The organism is Pseudomonas sp. LG1E9 (assembly GCF_003290225.1).
Lineage (GTDB): Bacteria > Pseudomonadota > Gammaproteobacteria > Pseudomonadales > Pseudomonadaceae > Aquipseudomonas > Aquipseudomonas cyclaminis.
Genome location: NZ_CP029983.1, coordinates 4,714,763 through 4,729,382, shown reverse-complemented (window position 1 = coordinate 4,729,382; position 14,620 = coordinate 4,714,763). Strand labels below are relative to the sequence as shown.

Annotated in this window: 12 protein-coding genes and 2 pseudogenes; 6 read left to right on the top strand and 8 right to left on the bottom strand. The window is 54.5% G+C overall.

Translation table 11 applies throughout. The annotated features are described in order from the left end of the window. Positions 1-50 precede the first annotated feature (50 nt). Positions 51-338, bottom strand: coding sequence for a cytochrome c5 family protein (locus DNK50_RS21525; RefSeq protein WP_112196186.1), 288 nt, complete (start codon positions 336-338; stop codon positions 51-53). Positions 339-824: 486 nt separating this feature from the next. Here DNK50_RS21525 and DNK50_RS21520 point away from each other — a divergent pair, with 486 nt between their 5' ends. Continuing rightward, on the top strand, positions 825-2,210 hold the full coding sequence (locus tag DNK50_RS21520) for a PepSY domain-containing protein (RefSeq protein WP_112196185.1): 1,386 nt from the start codon (positions 825-827) through the stop codon (positions 2,208-2,210). 464 nt (positions 2,211-2,674) lie between these two features. Here the strand turns inward: DNK50_RS21520 and DNK50_RS21515 are convergent, their stop codons facing one another. The 7 genes and pseudogenes from DNK50_RS21515 to DNK50_RS28855 form a co-directional block, all read right to left on the bottom strand. After that, positions 2,675-3,550 carry an AEC family transporter gene (locus DNK50_RS21515; protein ID WP_153474728.1) on the bottom strand — a complete coding sequence of 292 codons (876 nt, stop codon included), beginning with the start codon at positions 3,548-3,550 and terminating at the stop codon, positions 2,675-2,677. 47 nt (positions 3,551-3,597) lie between these two features. Next, positions 3,598-4,764, bottom strand: a complete 1,167-nt coding sequence (locus DNK50_RS21510) for a pyridoxal phosphate-dependent aminotransferase (protein ID WP_112196183.1) — start codon at positions 4,762-4,764, stop codon at positions 3,598-3,600. A gap of 104 nt (positions 4,765-4,868) precedes the next feature. Beyond that, complete coding sequence (locus DNK50_RS21505; protein WP_112196182.1) at positions 4,869-5,744, bottom strand: LysR family transcriptional regulator; 876 nt, start codon at positions 5,742-5,744, stop codon at positions 4,869-4,871. 43 nt (positions 5,745-5,787) lie between these two features. Beyond that, positions 5,788-5,930 (bottom strand): annotated as a pseudogene (locus DNK50_RS29285) (ACP phosphodiesterase); the annotation flags it as partial. Positions 5,931-6,162: 232 nt separating this feature from the next. Beyond that, positions 6,163-6,595: pseudogene (locus DNK50_RS21490) on the bottom strand (helix-turn-helix domain-containing protein); the annotation flags it as partial. A gap of 290 nt (positions 6,596-6,885) precedes the next feature. Continuing rightward, positions 6,886-7,560, bottom strand: coding sequence for a hypothetical protein (locus DNK50_RS28860; protein ID WP_162633393.1), 675 nt, complete (start codon positions 7,558-7,560; stop codon positions 6,886-6,888). 85 nt (positions 7,561-7,645) lie between these two features. Next, on the bottom strand, positions 7,646-7,957 hold the full coding sequence (locus DNK50_RS28855; protein ID WP_135196258.1) for a hypothetical protein: 312 nt from the start codon (positions 7,955-7,957) through the stop codon (positions 7,646-7,648). A gap of 579 nt (positions 7,958-8,536) precedes the next feature. Here DNK50_RS28855 and DNK50_RS21485 point away from each other — a divergent pair. From DNK50_RS21485 to DNK50_RS21465, 5 genes are all read left to right on the top strand, one after another. Continuing rightward, positions 8,537-8,986: a DUF2946 family protein gene (locus DNK50_RS21485; RefSeq protein WP_162633392.1), complete on the top strand. Its 450-nt coding sequence runs from the start codon at positions 8,537-8,539 to the stop codon at positions 8,984-8,986. 18 nt (positions 8,987-9,004) lie between these two features. Continuing rightward, the gene (locus DNK50_RS21480) at positions 9,005-11,164 is read left to right on the top strand and encodes a TonB-dependent siderophore receptor (protein ID WP_112196181.1); all 2,160 of its coding nucleotides are present in this window, start codon (positions 9,005-9,007) and stop codon (positions 11,162-11,164) included. Positions 11,165-11,274: 110 nt separating this feature from the next. Continuing rightward, the gene (locus DNK50_RS21475) at positions 11,275-13,269 is read left to right on the top strand and encodes a TonB-dependent receptor domain-containing protein (protein ID WP_256595340.1); all 1,995 of its coding nucleotides are present in this window, start codon (positions 11,275-11,277) and stop codon (positions 13,267-13,269) included. An 89-nt stretch (positions 13,270-13,358) separates the two neighbouring features. Then, positions 13,359-13,850, top strand: a complete 492-nt coding sequence (locus DNK50_RS21470; protein ID WP_112196180.1) for a copper chaperone PCu(A)C — start codon at positions 13,359-13,361, stop codon at positions 13,848-13,850. 71 nt (positions 13,851-13,921) lie between these two features. Beyond that, complete coding sequence (locus tag DNK50_RS21465) at positions 13,922-14,542, top strand: SCO family protein (protein WP_112196179.1); 621 nt, start codon at positions 13,922-13,924, stop codon at positions 14,540-14,542. Positions 14,543-14,620: the final 78 nt, after the last annotated feature.

The following is a 14,620-nucleotide window of genomic DNA, read 5'->3' as shown; positions in this document are numbered from 1 at the left end:
CTGCTTGGCCACCAAACTGGGCAGTTCAGAGGCGGCTTCAAGCGCCACACTTACTTCGACATCCAGTCGATCACTGCCTTGTAATCCTCAGCAGTGCAGTTCATGCACAGGCCACGCGCCGGCATGGCGTTGAACCCTTCGGTCACATGCTTGACCAGTACATCATTGCCTTGCTCCAGGCGCTTTTTCCAGGCCACCTTATCGCCTTTTTTCGGCGCCATAGGCAGTTGGCCGCTGTGACACATCGTGCAGGAGCGATTGAAGACCGCCTCAGGATCCTGTGCAGCATGGGTAGTAGAAAATGCGAATACCAAGGCCGCAGCCAATATTTTTTTCACGGTTGACCTCAACGAGTATTTTTATAATAAGAAAGCCCGCACTCGAAGTGGCGCATGCCCTCCGTGGCGTATGAAACGTGCTGCCGCTTGCTCTCACGGCAGCCGCGATCCAAGTCTATTGAGAGGCTTTGAACAGCCAAAGTGCGACGTTCTGCCGCAGCGTGTGGATGGGGCTTGAATACCATTGAGTTTGGGCGGCGATGCTTTTATATGTGGCAGATTGTCGCAGCCTCGCCCGTCATCGGCTGCGTGCTAAATTTTAGGATGACGCGATGATTTCTCTTGGCAGGGTTAGAGTCTTGTTATCAAACGCCTGTGCCCTGAAAAGGGATAGGCGTTTTTTTGTGGTGCGCCAGGCATGGCGCATCGCGCCTTGACTGGGCTGTTGGCGCTCGCCTCTGCGAGTAGTTCCACAGCCCAGAATTCTGAAGTGCGTGCGCGACTCATTGATTGCGCTGTGCAAGCATGTCTACGTGGTGAGTCCTGATGTCCAAACCGGGAAACCCAGCGCCAGGTGCGCTGCAAGCTTTAATCAGAAGACTGCATTTTTATATTGGTTTTTTAGTCGGTCCGTTTTTGCTGGTGGCGGCGGTCAGCGGCGTGCTGTATGCCCTCACACCGCAAATCGAAAGCCGCCTTTACGACCATGCTCTTCATACCGAGTCCCAAGGGCCGTCCTTGAGCCTCGCGCAAATAGTCCAGTCAGCTCAGGTAGTGGTGGGGCCTTCAGTGGCGGTGACAGCGGTGCGCCCTGCCCCTGCTCAGGGCGATACTGCGCGCGTGTTAGTTGCGATGCCTGAGCTGGGGCCTTCCGAATACCGTGCGATATTCGTTGATCCCGTCAGTGGGCAGGTGCGTGGCGACATGAAGGTGTATGGCACCAGTGGCGTGCTGCCACTGCGGACCTGGATCGATCAGTTCCATCGTGGGCTGATGCTGGGTGATATCGGCCGCATTTATAGCGAACTGGCAGCCTCCTGGTTGTGGGTCGCCGCACTAGGCGGTTTGCTGCTGTGGTTCGCACAACACCGCAAAAAGATGCCTGCAACGAGGCCAGCGAAAAAAGGCCTGCGTCAGCTTCATGCAACGCTTGGACTTTGCCTGCTGCTGGGGCTGCTGTTCTTCTCGGCGACCGGGTTGACCTGGTCCCAGTGGGCGGGCGACAACATCGGCATACTGAGAGCCTACTGGGGTTGGTCCACTCCCAGCGTGTCTACCACGCTGGGGCAGACTCACGCGACGAACAGGCCGTCGGATGAACATGCAGGACACCACATGGCCGGCGTGACGATGCTCACATCGACCCTGGACCTCTCTCTGTTTGATACGGTGCTGGCCAAGGCGCACGCTGAGGGGATTGATGCCGCCCGAGTCGAAATACGCCCGTCCTCGGCACCGGACAAAGCCTGGACCGTCACCGAGATTGACCGCCGTTGGCCAACCCAGGTCGACGCCGTGGCGATTGACGCCGCCACCCTGGCCGTCGTCGACAAGGTTGTGTTTGCCCAGTACCCACTGGCAGCCAAGCTGACCCGCTGGGGCATCGATGCCCACATGGGCGTGTTGTTCGGGCTGGCGAATCAGTTGGTGTTGATTGTGTTCGCCACTGGGCTGGTGGTGCTGGTCGTCATGGGTTACCTGATGTGGTGGCGCCGTCGGCCTACACGAGCACTGAGCGGGGGGAGGGCTGCCACGCTGCTCAGCGCTTGGCGTACGTTGAGCCGCGGCGCGCAAGTCGCGGTAGTCAGCGTCGCGCTGTTGCTGGGTGTCGCACTGCCTGTATTGGGTTCCAGCCTGTTGGTGCTGGTCGCTTGGGATGCATGGCTGACCGTCATGCGCAGCCCGGTCGCGCTTGCTGAAGACAAGGTCTGACCGCACCGTGATCGCCTGATGGGAAACCGCCGCCGGATTGGAGCATGGCTGAGTCTGTTCGCCATGTTGAGATCTATATCGGTTCGCTGAAGAAGGTAATGATCCAGATGGCTGTAGATTTCACGAGGAGTGCAGAAACACTTGCTGGTATGACGAAAGGTTGAATCTCCAAGACTTACTGCGCGTTCCATTTCAGGGGCGCGCCGTGAGCATTCATTCACGGCGAATGTTATGAGTCAGCGTCCAGTGAACACACGTTTGCTTTCTGGCATTCGAGAGTATGGTGCCGGTCTGTGTTGAGTAGGCATTACTCCGTTCAATGTTAGGGTGCCGATGCCACCATCGAATGGCTATCTCTTCACCGCGACTACTCTGACTCAAGCGTTACAAATTTACCGGATGCGTTAAATTTTTAGGTCAGTCTTCGCATCAACTCCAGCTTTCCAGGCTGAAGACCATGAACATCAGACCCAAGGAATCAAAACGATCACTGCAATGGGAAGTGCTAGTGCTGCAAGCAAAGTTTGACTGGCAATTATCCCCGCCATGAGAGGTGCGTCTCCACCTAGCTGTCTCGCCATGATGTAGGACGACGAGGCTGTAGGCAGTGCCTGGAAGAGCAATGCCGCTATTGCTGCTTTGCCGTCTAATCCAAACACATGACATGCGCACAGCGTGGTTAGTGGCATGATCATGAACTTGACCACCGATGAATATGCGACGGGCCGAATCCAGCTGCGCACAGAGCCCAGCTCAAGTGCTGCCCCTACACACAGTAAGCCCAGTGGTAAGGATGCCTGCCCTAAAGCCTTAATCATCGGCTCAATGCCGGCAGGCAGGCCCAATCCTAGTGCCTGAAGCAGTATCCCTGCGAAACAGGCGAGTACCAGTGGGTTCAGTGCCAACTGCTTGGCAACATTGCCCGCAGACATCCTGCCACCTGTGCCATAACGCGCGAACACCAGTACGCACAGAATGTTCACGGTCGGCACTATGGCCGCATTGGCTACGGCAGCCAGAGCGATGCCCTGAGCACCGAACAAGCCGGCCACCACTGAGACGCCCACGTAGTTATTAAAACGCACCCCTCCCTGGAAGACGGAAGTGAACGCTGCGTCGTTACCCTTAATGATCCCACGGGCGCCGACCATCAGCAGTGCGACCATGATCGTCGAGAGTACAAGCGCCATGATCATCCCTTGGACTGGCACGTTGTCCAATTTGGCGGTCGCCAGACCATGCAAAAATAGCGCGGGTAGGAGAACGTAGTAGCCTAGGCGCTCTGCCTGTGCCCAGAAACTGTCTTCTAGAAACCGACTGCGCTTGAGCCAGGCGCCCATGGCAATCAGCAGGACAATAGGCGCGAGGGCAATCAAAAGTTCGGCAGTCACGAGTACGCCTCGAGCGCACGAACCAACCGTTTACACCCTTCAACTAGCGTAGCTTCGTCAGTTGCAAAAGAAAGCCGAAGGTGGCCAGGCAGCCCAAAAGCACTTCCGGGAACCGTTGCGACGCCGACTTCGAGCAGATCAAGCGCGAGAGTTTGATCGTCTACACCCGTTTTGATCTGAGGAAGTAAATAAAATGCACCCTCTGGGCACGATACCTCCAGTTTATCGCTCGACCGGAGGACATGAAGTGCAGCATCTCGGCGCTGACGATAGATCGCATTGCGCTCAGCAAGAAAGTTTCGTGGCCCTTCAAGTGCTGCGACCGCAGCGAGTTGGCTCAAGGTGCTGGTCTGCGTGCAGTTTTGAGATTGTACGGTAGTGATCGCCGAAATCAGCGACCTCGAGCCGCACCCCCAACCTACACGCCAACCTGTCATAGCATAGGCTTTAGATACGCCATCGACGATGAGGATACGTTCTGCCAGGTCTGGCGCTACCGATGCCAATGTCAGATAAGGGTCTTGGGTGAATCGAATTTCCGCGTAGATATCGTCTGACAGCACCATCACATCTGGGTAATGGCGCAGAACTTCAGCCATCGCTTGCAACTCGGTCTCAGAGTACAAAGAGCCGGAAGGATTACCAGGTGCATTGAGAACTACCCACTTTGGCAATTTAGCCAGGCGCAGACCTGCTGCCAAGTGCTCCGCTGTCAATCTGAATCCTTCCGAAGCGGTAGTCGGAAGAATGATCGGTTGCGCACCGCACATCTTGATCATGGCGGGATAGCTGGCCCAGTAAGGGGCGGGGACAATAACGTCATTACCGGGCTTAAGGGTCGCTTGGAAGGCGTTAAAGATGATCTGTTTTGCGCCACACCCAACCGCGATTTGATCATCACCGAAATCTAATCCTCGGTCTTCACGTGCCCGCATACGGATAGCCTTGCGAAGCGGCTCAATACCGTTTGATGGGGAGTAGGTTAGACGGGCGCCTAGCGCTAGGTGCGCTGCATCCAGCACGTGCTCAGGCGCATTGAAATCAGGTTCGCCAAGCGTTAAGTCAATAATATCCCGCCCCTCAGCGCGCATGGTGGTAGCGCGTTTGGCCATGAGTAGAATGGGTGACTGGAAAGCACTGGTTGGAGTTTCGTTGCCGTGCATGATGCCCTTCGAAATACGATTGGATGGGCACTACGATAAGGAATCGATACCTAAAGTAAAAACGATATAAAATTCATGTTTCGACAAGTTTTACTCATTAGTCGTTACATGGGGGCGTGCTTTTTGACAGCCTCCGCCAGGGCCGCTGCCAGCCGACCTAATGGCCTTTCTTCTTGCTCCAAAAGCACAACACAACGCGTTTTTTGCGGTGATCCGAATGGCTGGACTTCCAGGTGTTTGAGTTGTTCGAGGTTCTGGCTGGAAAGTGGAACCACTGACACCCCCAGACCACTGGCAACCATCTGGATGATCGCATCCTGACTGTCTAACTCCATACTGGTTTGCACGCGAAGGCGCAGCCGACGAAGCTCCCGGTCAATGGTACGCCCGGCCCATGCCCTGCGGTCAAAGCGGATAAACGGTAGTTGCTGAAGTAGCTGTCTAAAATCTAAACCTGCGCATGAGCCCGGAGCAATGATCCAAAAGCCTTCTTCGTAGAGTGTTGTACTAACCAAACCGTAAGGGTGCGGTTTCACAGGTTCTGTGGTGAGTGCGACATCCAACTCACCAGCCTCTACGCGCGTGGCCAATTCGGCAGACATGCCTGAGGCTACGTTTATGCGTAGATGTGGGTGCTCGGCAGCTAGCGCGGCCAGGGCCAAAGGCAACGCACTGGCCAGTGCAGTCTGGATGGCACCAATTTTCAGTCGACCCCGCAGCTCGTGATCACCTCCAATGTCCGAAGCAATGCTGTCGTAAAGTGCAACGATCTCGCGCGCCCGCTCCACCGCTAAGTGGCCTGCGTCGGTTAATACGGGCAATCGACGCGAGCGGTCAAACAACGAAGCGTTGAACTCCTCTTCAAGTGACTTTATGTGCAGGCTCACTGCTGATTGTGTGAGATGAACTGTGTCTGCGGCTCGCGCAAATGAACCGTGCTGAGCGATAGCAATTAAGGTACGAAGCGCGCGTAATGACATAGTGATCTCTCATGTGTTGCGGCCGGCAAGCACACCTCAGCGGCAGGAGCTCGTTGGTAAGCTTATTGGAGCGTTCCAAGCATGGCTGTTCGTTTTGCTACATTGTCCAGCAGGTATCATCCAGCCACCCAGCAAGTTTGCGTCCATGTGAGGTATGGGATTGAGGGCCACGTCACGAATGATGATCTAATCTGCTAGCAGTCATTCTCCTTGATCAGCGACCTGTTGTCGCATAGCACGGCAACAAGGCCAGCGTGACACCGCCAAGTACGACGGCTGATATCATCAATAGGTACTGCGATATCGGCTCGTTCAAAATTCGTACGCCTGCCAACAACACAATGATTGGAACGCTTAACTGAAGAGTGGCGGCTTGCTGGGAACTAATATGTCTGACGATGCGGTACCACAGCGCAGTGAAGATCTTCAGACGATGGGGTTTGAGGTCGGAAGCCGCCCAAAGCTGTCGAACCTGCCACGTGCTGACCCCAGCATATTTGGCCATCAAGCGAACGCTCCAATGTGTGGCCTCTTTAGGGACGCGCTTGGTCGTTAGCCTGAGAGTTTCGTTGATTTTTTCCGGCCACAAGCTTGAATGGTTGACCGCTGCGCGGCAGATTCTCCAGTCCCTCAATTCCGGCTTCCAGATAGCGCTTTCGCCACTTAAATACCGTCGGCCGTGTGACCTGCACCTGCTCGATGACGGCCTTGGGTGTCATTCCATCACCCAACAGAAGTAGGATGCGAGTCTGCTCAACAAGGGCCGTTCCCAGGGTACTCATCCTCATCCAATCTTGCAGGGTAATGAGATCGGAAGGCGTTAAAGCGAAGGGAGAATCTGGCCGAGGCATATGTATAACCAATCCATGACATTCGGCGCTTAGGATATCGTGGCTTGTAGGAAAATAAATTAACCGCTCAGGACACTAGAGTTTTAGCACATGGGTATGTGCGACATTGACGCTGGCACAGTGGACGACTATCTTTCGCTCGGCGTCATCGGTCGCATCGATGCAATGTATTCAGAGCACGGCAGTATTTAAAGTAAGACTCCATCTAGGTGATTTTATTTTTGTGTAAGCAAAGTCGCTGCCACGCAAAGTGACTTAGGGCGCTATTGGTTTTTTACGATGCACCACATCTACTCTGTGGGTATTTTGCTCAAGCGCTGGTCGAGTACTTCAAGGGCTTGTTGTTGGATTTCTCTCTGTTGTCGTATTTCGGCGACGATTTCCTGCTCACGCTTATTTTTTGTCCACAAGGGTGTTAGTGAGCGTTTAATGTTGGAGTCAACCGTTCCCAAGTAATGCCCGCCTGGTGTGTAGAATTCCAGTGATAGAAACGACTCCGGCTCTGACGCGCGGTTATTGATAAGCCGCGTTTTTATATCCAATTTTGCGATGAGTGGCGAGTCGCTGCGTGAAGCTTGTTCAATTGATTGATAGTTATGCACTTCGCCGAAGCGTTTTTTAAGTGCCCGGGTGACGCCGTTTAAACTCAAAGCAGGATCTGAGGTCTCTACATATGCTTGGCGTATGGAATCCATGTAAAAACGAGCGGTCCAGCTATTTTTATAATGGTTGTTGTAGGTGCTCAATTGTCTGATCGTTTCAGTTGCTGAATCAGAGATGATAAGGGCGATAGGGCCGTGCGGTAATTTTGTTGGGGGCGAAGATTTATGGTCAGCTTCTTCGTAATGTTGTGTTTTTGCACAGCCTGAAATAACAAAAAATAAGATTGCCGACAACATCGGCTTCAGTAGGTTGAGTGGCTTCTTTGAGCGTGGAGCGCGCAGATAGTTATATGAGATACACATGGCAGTACTCAAATATTGATATGGGGTGAAATGGCTGAAGGATGCATCTATTTGCAAGTCGCTGCCCGGAGGCTATTTTTTACGGTTACGCTGACGCAGCGCAGCTTAATGTTGCGGTATTTGAAACCTCTCCGAAAGATAGTCTGGAACACCTGGATGCTAGGAGTTTGAGAAGAACCTGCAATGACTTGGAGGAGAAATGAGCTAGCATGGAGGCTGCATCATACCAAACTAACTCTATCAACCACTCGCCGGAGCTTGGGTTCTTTTTAAATGTGCCGCCAGCACAACGAGGAGAATTCTTTTTAATGTTATTCAAGAGCAACAGTATTTCAAGATGTAGGCTCTCATCCATTTGAGTTTCAAGCTCAATGATGCTGCGTACTAATTTTGCCATGGTGAAGTTCTCTGAGGAATTACTCGCGCAGAATGAGTGTCTAACCAGATTAATGATATGACATGAGATCAACTCGGAATCTTTTGCGAGTTGTATGAAGACTTCACTCGTTGGGTGTGCATTTTTCAGGCTGTAAAATAACTATAAAATAATCTGGGTTCTTAGGAATGCCAAAACGTTGATCATTTCCGCCATTTTTGACGATTTTTATGTTTGGCCTATTCTTTGCTATGCGTAACGGTTTCGCTACTACTGATCAGTCGGCCTTCAAGGTTTTGACCTCAGAGCCTGCGACAATCTGCCTCAGTCATCGAGTTAGGCGTTGTTGCACCCTGTCATACGGGTGAATGCTTTTTGGTGTGGCAAGTTGTCGCAGTGCAGCACGTCGATAGGTGAGTGCTACCTTTGTGCATGACAGGCGATTTCTCTTGGCAGGGTTAAATCGGTGTCATCAGGCGCCAAGGCTTGAAAAAGCCTTGGCGCTTGTTCTCATGTTCGAAGTTCATGATTTGGGCTAGGTGCGCAGACTAATACCACCTGAACTGTGCGTCTTACCTTACTGTGGTGACGTCTTGCCTTATGAAAATCGCGCGCAATGAACGCTCTCTCGTCGCATGGATTCTCTATGGATGCGTCCTGTTCAGCGCGTTCACCTGCGCCATCAGTCATGGTCAGATGGCCGGGTTGCAACTCGCTGGCCTTGATGGCCCGTCTTGTTCCATGGGTGGCAACTTCGACGCGGATGCTCAGTTTGATGATTCCGGCCTAGTCACGCCGATCATCGCCACGGACTCCATTTGTGTGCTGGTTAGCCTGTTCAGTGCCATTATTCTCGCCGCGTTTTTTTGTCTATGGGACTTACTTGTTACCAACCAGACACGGCCTCTTCCCAACGTGCAACTCTCGCGACTAAATCGGTATTGCTGGCCTGCGGCAAATCCTCGCGCATCCCCTTGGGACTTCCCTCGCTCTGAAATTACCCGTCCAGTTTGGCTGTTATGCCAAGCAGCGTGCGGATTTATCGGATAAAAAATCTGGAAGTTCTCTATGTTTCGCATGACTACTCTTACGCTGCTCGTCGGTAGCAGCACCCTTGCGTGGGCGCAAGATGACGCCCTGAAACTGCCTGCCGTCAACATATCCGCTGTTGCTGCCGAGTCCAAAGAGGCAACCGCTCTTAGTCTGGACAAGACCATCGACAGCGGTTCGCGCCTCAACCTGAGTGCACGCGAGAACCCCGCATCAGTTAGCGTGGCCGGCCGTCAGACAATGGAGCGCATTGGGGCGCGCAACTTTCAGGACGCGGCCAATGCGTTGCCTGGGGTGAATGCTTCTGCACCACCCGGCTGGGGAGGTTATGTCGCCTATCGTGGTTTTAATGGTGGGCAGATCGGCCAGCTATTTAACGGTATCAATCTGCAATCTGGCGGCGCGGTCCGTCCTGTCGGCGCTTGGATCTATGATCGAGTAGAGCTGCTAGGCGGGCCCTCGTCCTTTCTCAATGGTAGCGGGGCAGTGGGCGGCAGCCTGAACTTCATTACAAGGCTGGCCAGCCGGGATAAGGATAGTGTCGAGGGGCGGATGAGCTATTCGCGTTATGACACCTGGGAAACTGCGATTGGCGTTAATCAAGCCCTCAATCAGGGAGATGGGCCTCGGCACTATGCGCGCCTTGACTACAGCCGCACTCACACCAATGGCTACATCGATCGTCAGGAGAACGGAGCCGGTAATCTCGCGTTTTCGCTGTTGAGCGACGTCAACGACCAGCTATCCCACACACTCGCCATTGAGTATCTGGAAGAGCAGGAAGACAGTCCGTATTGGGGGGCGCCGGTGTTGCAACCGCTGACTGGCAAGCTGCATATCGATAAACACAACCGCTTCAACAATTACAACGTTGATGATGGGCGTTACGAACAACGTACTCGCTGGCTGCGCTCAATCACCAACTACCGTCTGGATGATGCCACCCAACTGCGCAATACCTACTATCACTACGATGGCCAGCGCGATTATCGAAACCTGGAGGCGTATCGCTACAATAGCGACAACACTGCCGTGTCTCGTTCTGGCGCCTACCGCCAGCGACATGACCAAGAGGTAAACGGTAATCGCCTGGAATTGACGCATACAGGTGAGTTGTTCGGCCAGGCCAGTGACTGGTCCTTCGGCTTGGAATACAGCCGCAATAAACAGTTCATCTATCCGCTGTCTATCAATAGCCAGTTCGGGGCGGCTGTAGATCCGAATGGCTTCGATCCAGGTAACTTTCTCGACATTCCAGGCATGGATACCCCCCGTACCAAGAGCCGTAGTACCTGGACGGACACTTCGTCGACATTTGTGGAAAACCGCACGCGGCTGACCGATCGCCTGGCGCTGGTTACTGCGTTGCGCTACGACCATATCGATTTCGAAGTGATTGATCATACGGCTCGAAATACGCTGAATCGCCGGTGGGACGCCTTCACCGGTCGGGCCGGATTAGTCTATGACGTGAGCGATACCGCCAGCGTCTACACCCAATACAGCACGTCCGCCGAACCGCCAGGCGGAACACTGACCAGCGCCAGCATCGGCCAAGTCGGTAACTTTGACTTGAGCACAGGCCGACAGGTCGAGGTGGGTAGCAAACTCGACTTTCTCGAGGGGCGTGGATCGGCCACGGCAGCGGCCTATCGGATCGTGCGCAAGAACATCTCCGTGCCATCTTCCACCCTGCAGAACACCACGGAGCAGGCCGGTCAACAGACCTCCACCGGTATCGAGTTGGCGGCATCGTTCAAGGTAACGCCGCAGTTACTGGCTGCCGGCAACTTCGCCTGGGTGCGTGCCGAATACGACGAGTTCAATGAAACCGTTGGCGGGGTGGTGCATTCACGTAAGGGCAAGAACCCGGTGAACATTCCGGACCGTGTCGCGAACTTCTGGCTGACCTACGATTTGACTCCGGCGTGGCAAGTCGGGGCTGATGCGCGCTACGTCTCTTCGGTCTACGCCAACACGGCCAACACCATGTGGGTGCCGTCTTACACCGTTTACGGACTGTCCATCAAGCACGACCTTGACGCTCATACCGAGCTGAGCGCGCGCCTGCGCAACCTCACTGATGAGACCTACGCGCGCTTCATTCATCAGACCAACACTCAGTATTACCTGGGTGAGCCACGCAGCCTAGAAGTGGCTGTGCAGTGGCGTTACTGATGATGCTTAGTTGTGCTCCATTGCTCTCACAGAAAAACATGATGCCCGTACATCCTTGTACGGTTCGTCCTATTCGCTCTCGCGCGATGCTGTCTTGCTTGTTGTTGCTCATGCCTCTGGGTTCCCTGAAAGCGGCAGATGCCGTGGGTGGAGTGACCCCGCAAATCGAGCTCGATCCTCTGGACATAGTGGGCAACAGGGACAATGTTCAGACGGGTCAGACGGACGCTCGCGAGAGGCTGGAGGGCCGAGCTGCCAGCACTGCTGTTATCGATGCCCAGAGTTACCGTAATGGACGCGCTACTACGGTAGTTGATGTCCTGGGCTTTGCGCCGGGTGTTTTGGCTCAGAGTCGTCATGGCGATGAGGCGCGATTTTCCATGCGAGGCTCGGGGATTCAGCGTGGCTTTCTGATGCGTGGTATTCAGCTTTACCAGGATGGCATCCCACTAAACCACACCGATGGCAGCGGCGACTTCCAGTCAATAGAGCCTCTTGCAGCAAAGTACATCGAAGTATGGCGGGGCTCTAGCGGTTTGGAGTACGGCTCCAATGCCCTTGGAGGCGCGGTGAACTTCGTATCACCTACCGGACCAGATCATGGGCCTCTGCAGTTGCGTACCCAGATGGGTGCCTACGATCAACGTCGCAATCAGGTGGCAGTTGCCGGAGCCGGTGACGTCTTCGATGGTTTTCTGAGCATCACCGACAGCCATCAGGATGGTTATCGCGAGCAGTCCGCAACGGACTCCACGCGTTACTTCGGCAATATTGGTATGCAGATTTCCCAGAACCTGGAAGCGCGGCTGTTCCTGACCCACCTCGAGAGCAAGATGGAAATGCCGGGGAGCATCAGCAAAACAGCACTGCGCAACGACCCCCGTTCTGCAGGTGCCAATTACGAGCGCCTGAATGCACACAACGACTACCGCCTTGATCGAGCAGCACTGAAACTGAGCTGGAAGGCCTCTGAACACACCGAGGTCGAGACGTCGTTTTATGTCGCGGATCGCGAGCGCGATCATGCGATGACCTTTGCGGTTCTGCAGCAGGATCTTATCGATACGGGAATGAGCCTCAGGATGACCACTGAGTTCGGCCAGGCAGGTCTGACACGCAAGCTGACATTGGGCGCTTCTTACTCACGTCTTGAAGGCGAAGAGGATCGCTTCACCAATCCTAACGGTAAGCCAGGTGTTCTGACCCGCCAGAGCGATCTCGATGCTAACGAGAGCACGCTTTATGGTCAGTTTAAGTATGGACTGAGCAGCCACTGGGCCGTCGAAGTCGGCGCGCAGGTTGTGCAGGCTGAGCGCAAAACGACCTTCACGGGATTGCCCGCAATCAGCTACGACGAACGTTACGAGGGCATGAGTCCGAAGATAGGTGTGCTGTTTGAACCTGACGACGACACACAGTGGTTCATGAGCGTGAGTCGTGGCTATGAAGCGCCCCCTTTTGGCGAAATCACGGTCAACACCCAGCCCCTTGCTGAAGATCAGGAGTCGACTACCTGGGAGTTCGGATACCGCCACCGACGTGGTGATCTGCAGCTCGATGCCGTGATTTACCGATCCTGGATCGACCGAGAGTTGTTGTCACTGACCGATAGCCAGGGCAATGCACTGGGCACGGTCAACGCAGACAGGACCATTCATCAGGGCCTCGAGCTGTACGCCAATATACCCCTGGCCGAGCAATGGTCGTTGCGCATGAATTACCTCTTCAACGACTTCAGGTTCGATGGCGATTCGGTGTACGGCGATAACCACCTGGCTGGAATCCCTCGTCAGTTTATGCGCGCGGAAGTGCGCTGGTCGCCGTCCTCATGGCTTTATCTCGCGCCTGCTTTTGAGTGGTTGCCAGGCAAGACATACATCGATCACGCCAACACCTTATCAGCCAGAGGGTACAGCCTGCTCAACATGACGGTAGGTGGTGCACTGGGCAGGCAAACCAGTTGGTTCGTAGAAGGGCGAAATCTTGCTGACCGCAACTACGCCGCGACAACAGCTGTGCAGGCCAATGTGCGGGGCGTGGACGGTGCTTATTACTTCCCCGGCGATGGCCGTAGCGTCTATTTAGGCCTCGAGTGGCGTCTATGACCGCTTCATGCTGAACCGATCTACAACTCATTCATCCTCCGCAGGGCAGTAGTACTGAACGGCGCCTGCTTAAACAAATAGGTAATCCCATGTCCCTCGCAAAATCCCTGTTGGTCCTCTCATTCCTGTCGCTTGCCCAGATCGCTCATGCGCACGAATTCCAGGCCGGCGACATTGAAATCATTCACCCGTGGTCACGCGAACTCCCGCCGGTGGCCCCAACAGCTGCTGCGTATTTCATCCTCAAGAATCAGGGTAGTGAAGCTGATCGCCTAGTCACTGTCAGTACCCGCGTCGCTGGAAAAGCGGAGCTGCACGAGCATGTGCATGCTGACGGTGCTATGAAGATGCAGCAGGTGATGAGCGTAGAAGTTCCTGCTGGCGGTGAGGTGAGATTCGAGCCGATGGGTTATCACGTGATGCTGCTTGACGTGAAGCAGCAAGCCAAAGCGGGTGATCACTTCCCCCTCACGTTGACCTTCGAAAAGGCAGGCGCGGTTGAAGTCGATGTCGTCGTACAGAAGGACGCTCCGACAGAGCAGCGGTCTCACCAGGGCCATGGCGAAGGCCATCGACAGTGAGGTCCACGGCGATCAGGAGAACTCTCGTTACAGAGCTTATCTCGAGTTCGCCTTACATTGGAGGAATATTGATGCGTCGCTTGCTGATGTTTTTCACCGCTGCATGTGTAGCCGGGGCAGGGGTTGCCTATTGGGCACTCAAGGAAGTGCCATTGGATGATTCGGCACTGGCCAGTGCCGGCATCGTGCTGATGCCTAGCCCACGTGAGCTCCCGGATGTTCAATTGGCCACCGCGGATGGGCAGTCTTTCGGTCCAAAATTCTTCGCGGGGAAATGGACGATGGTGCTGTTCGGCTACACCTTTTGTCCGGACATCTGTCCTACAGCTTTGAGTGAGCTGAGACAGGTCTATCTGGCTCTACCCTCTGAGTCGCGTGAGCTCATGGGGGTGACGATGGTCAGCGTTGATCCGCATCGGGATACCCCTGAGCGTACCCAGCAATACGTGACCTATTTCGATCCGAGTTTCACCGCGATGACGGGAGAGCTCGCGGCGGTACAGCAGGCCTCGAGTGTCATCGGCTTGCCCTTCGTGCCCGGAGACACCAGTCAGCCCAACTACCCCGTTGTGCATACCGGTAACCTGGCGCTGATAGACCCAGAGGGCAGGCAGGTCGGGTTCGTCAGAGGGCCGCTCAAGGTCGATCAACTCATTAAAATACTGCCTGGGTTTTTCGAACAAAGTCTCTGAGTGCTGGCCGATCAATACGGCACGTAGTGATCAGTCGATTGTATCTAGCGGTATGAGTAATGGGGGATCGGAAAGCGC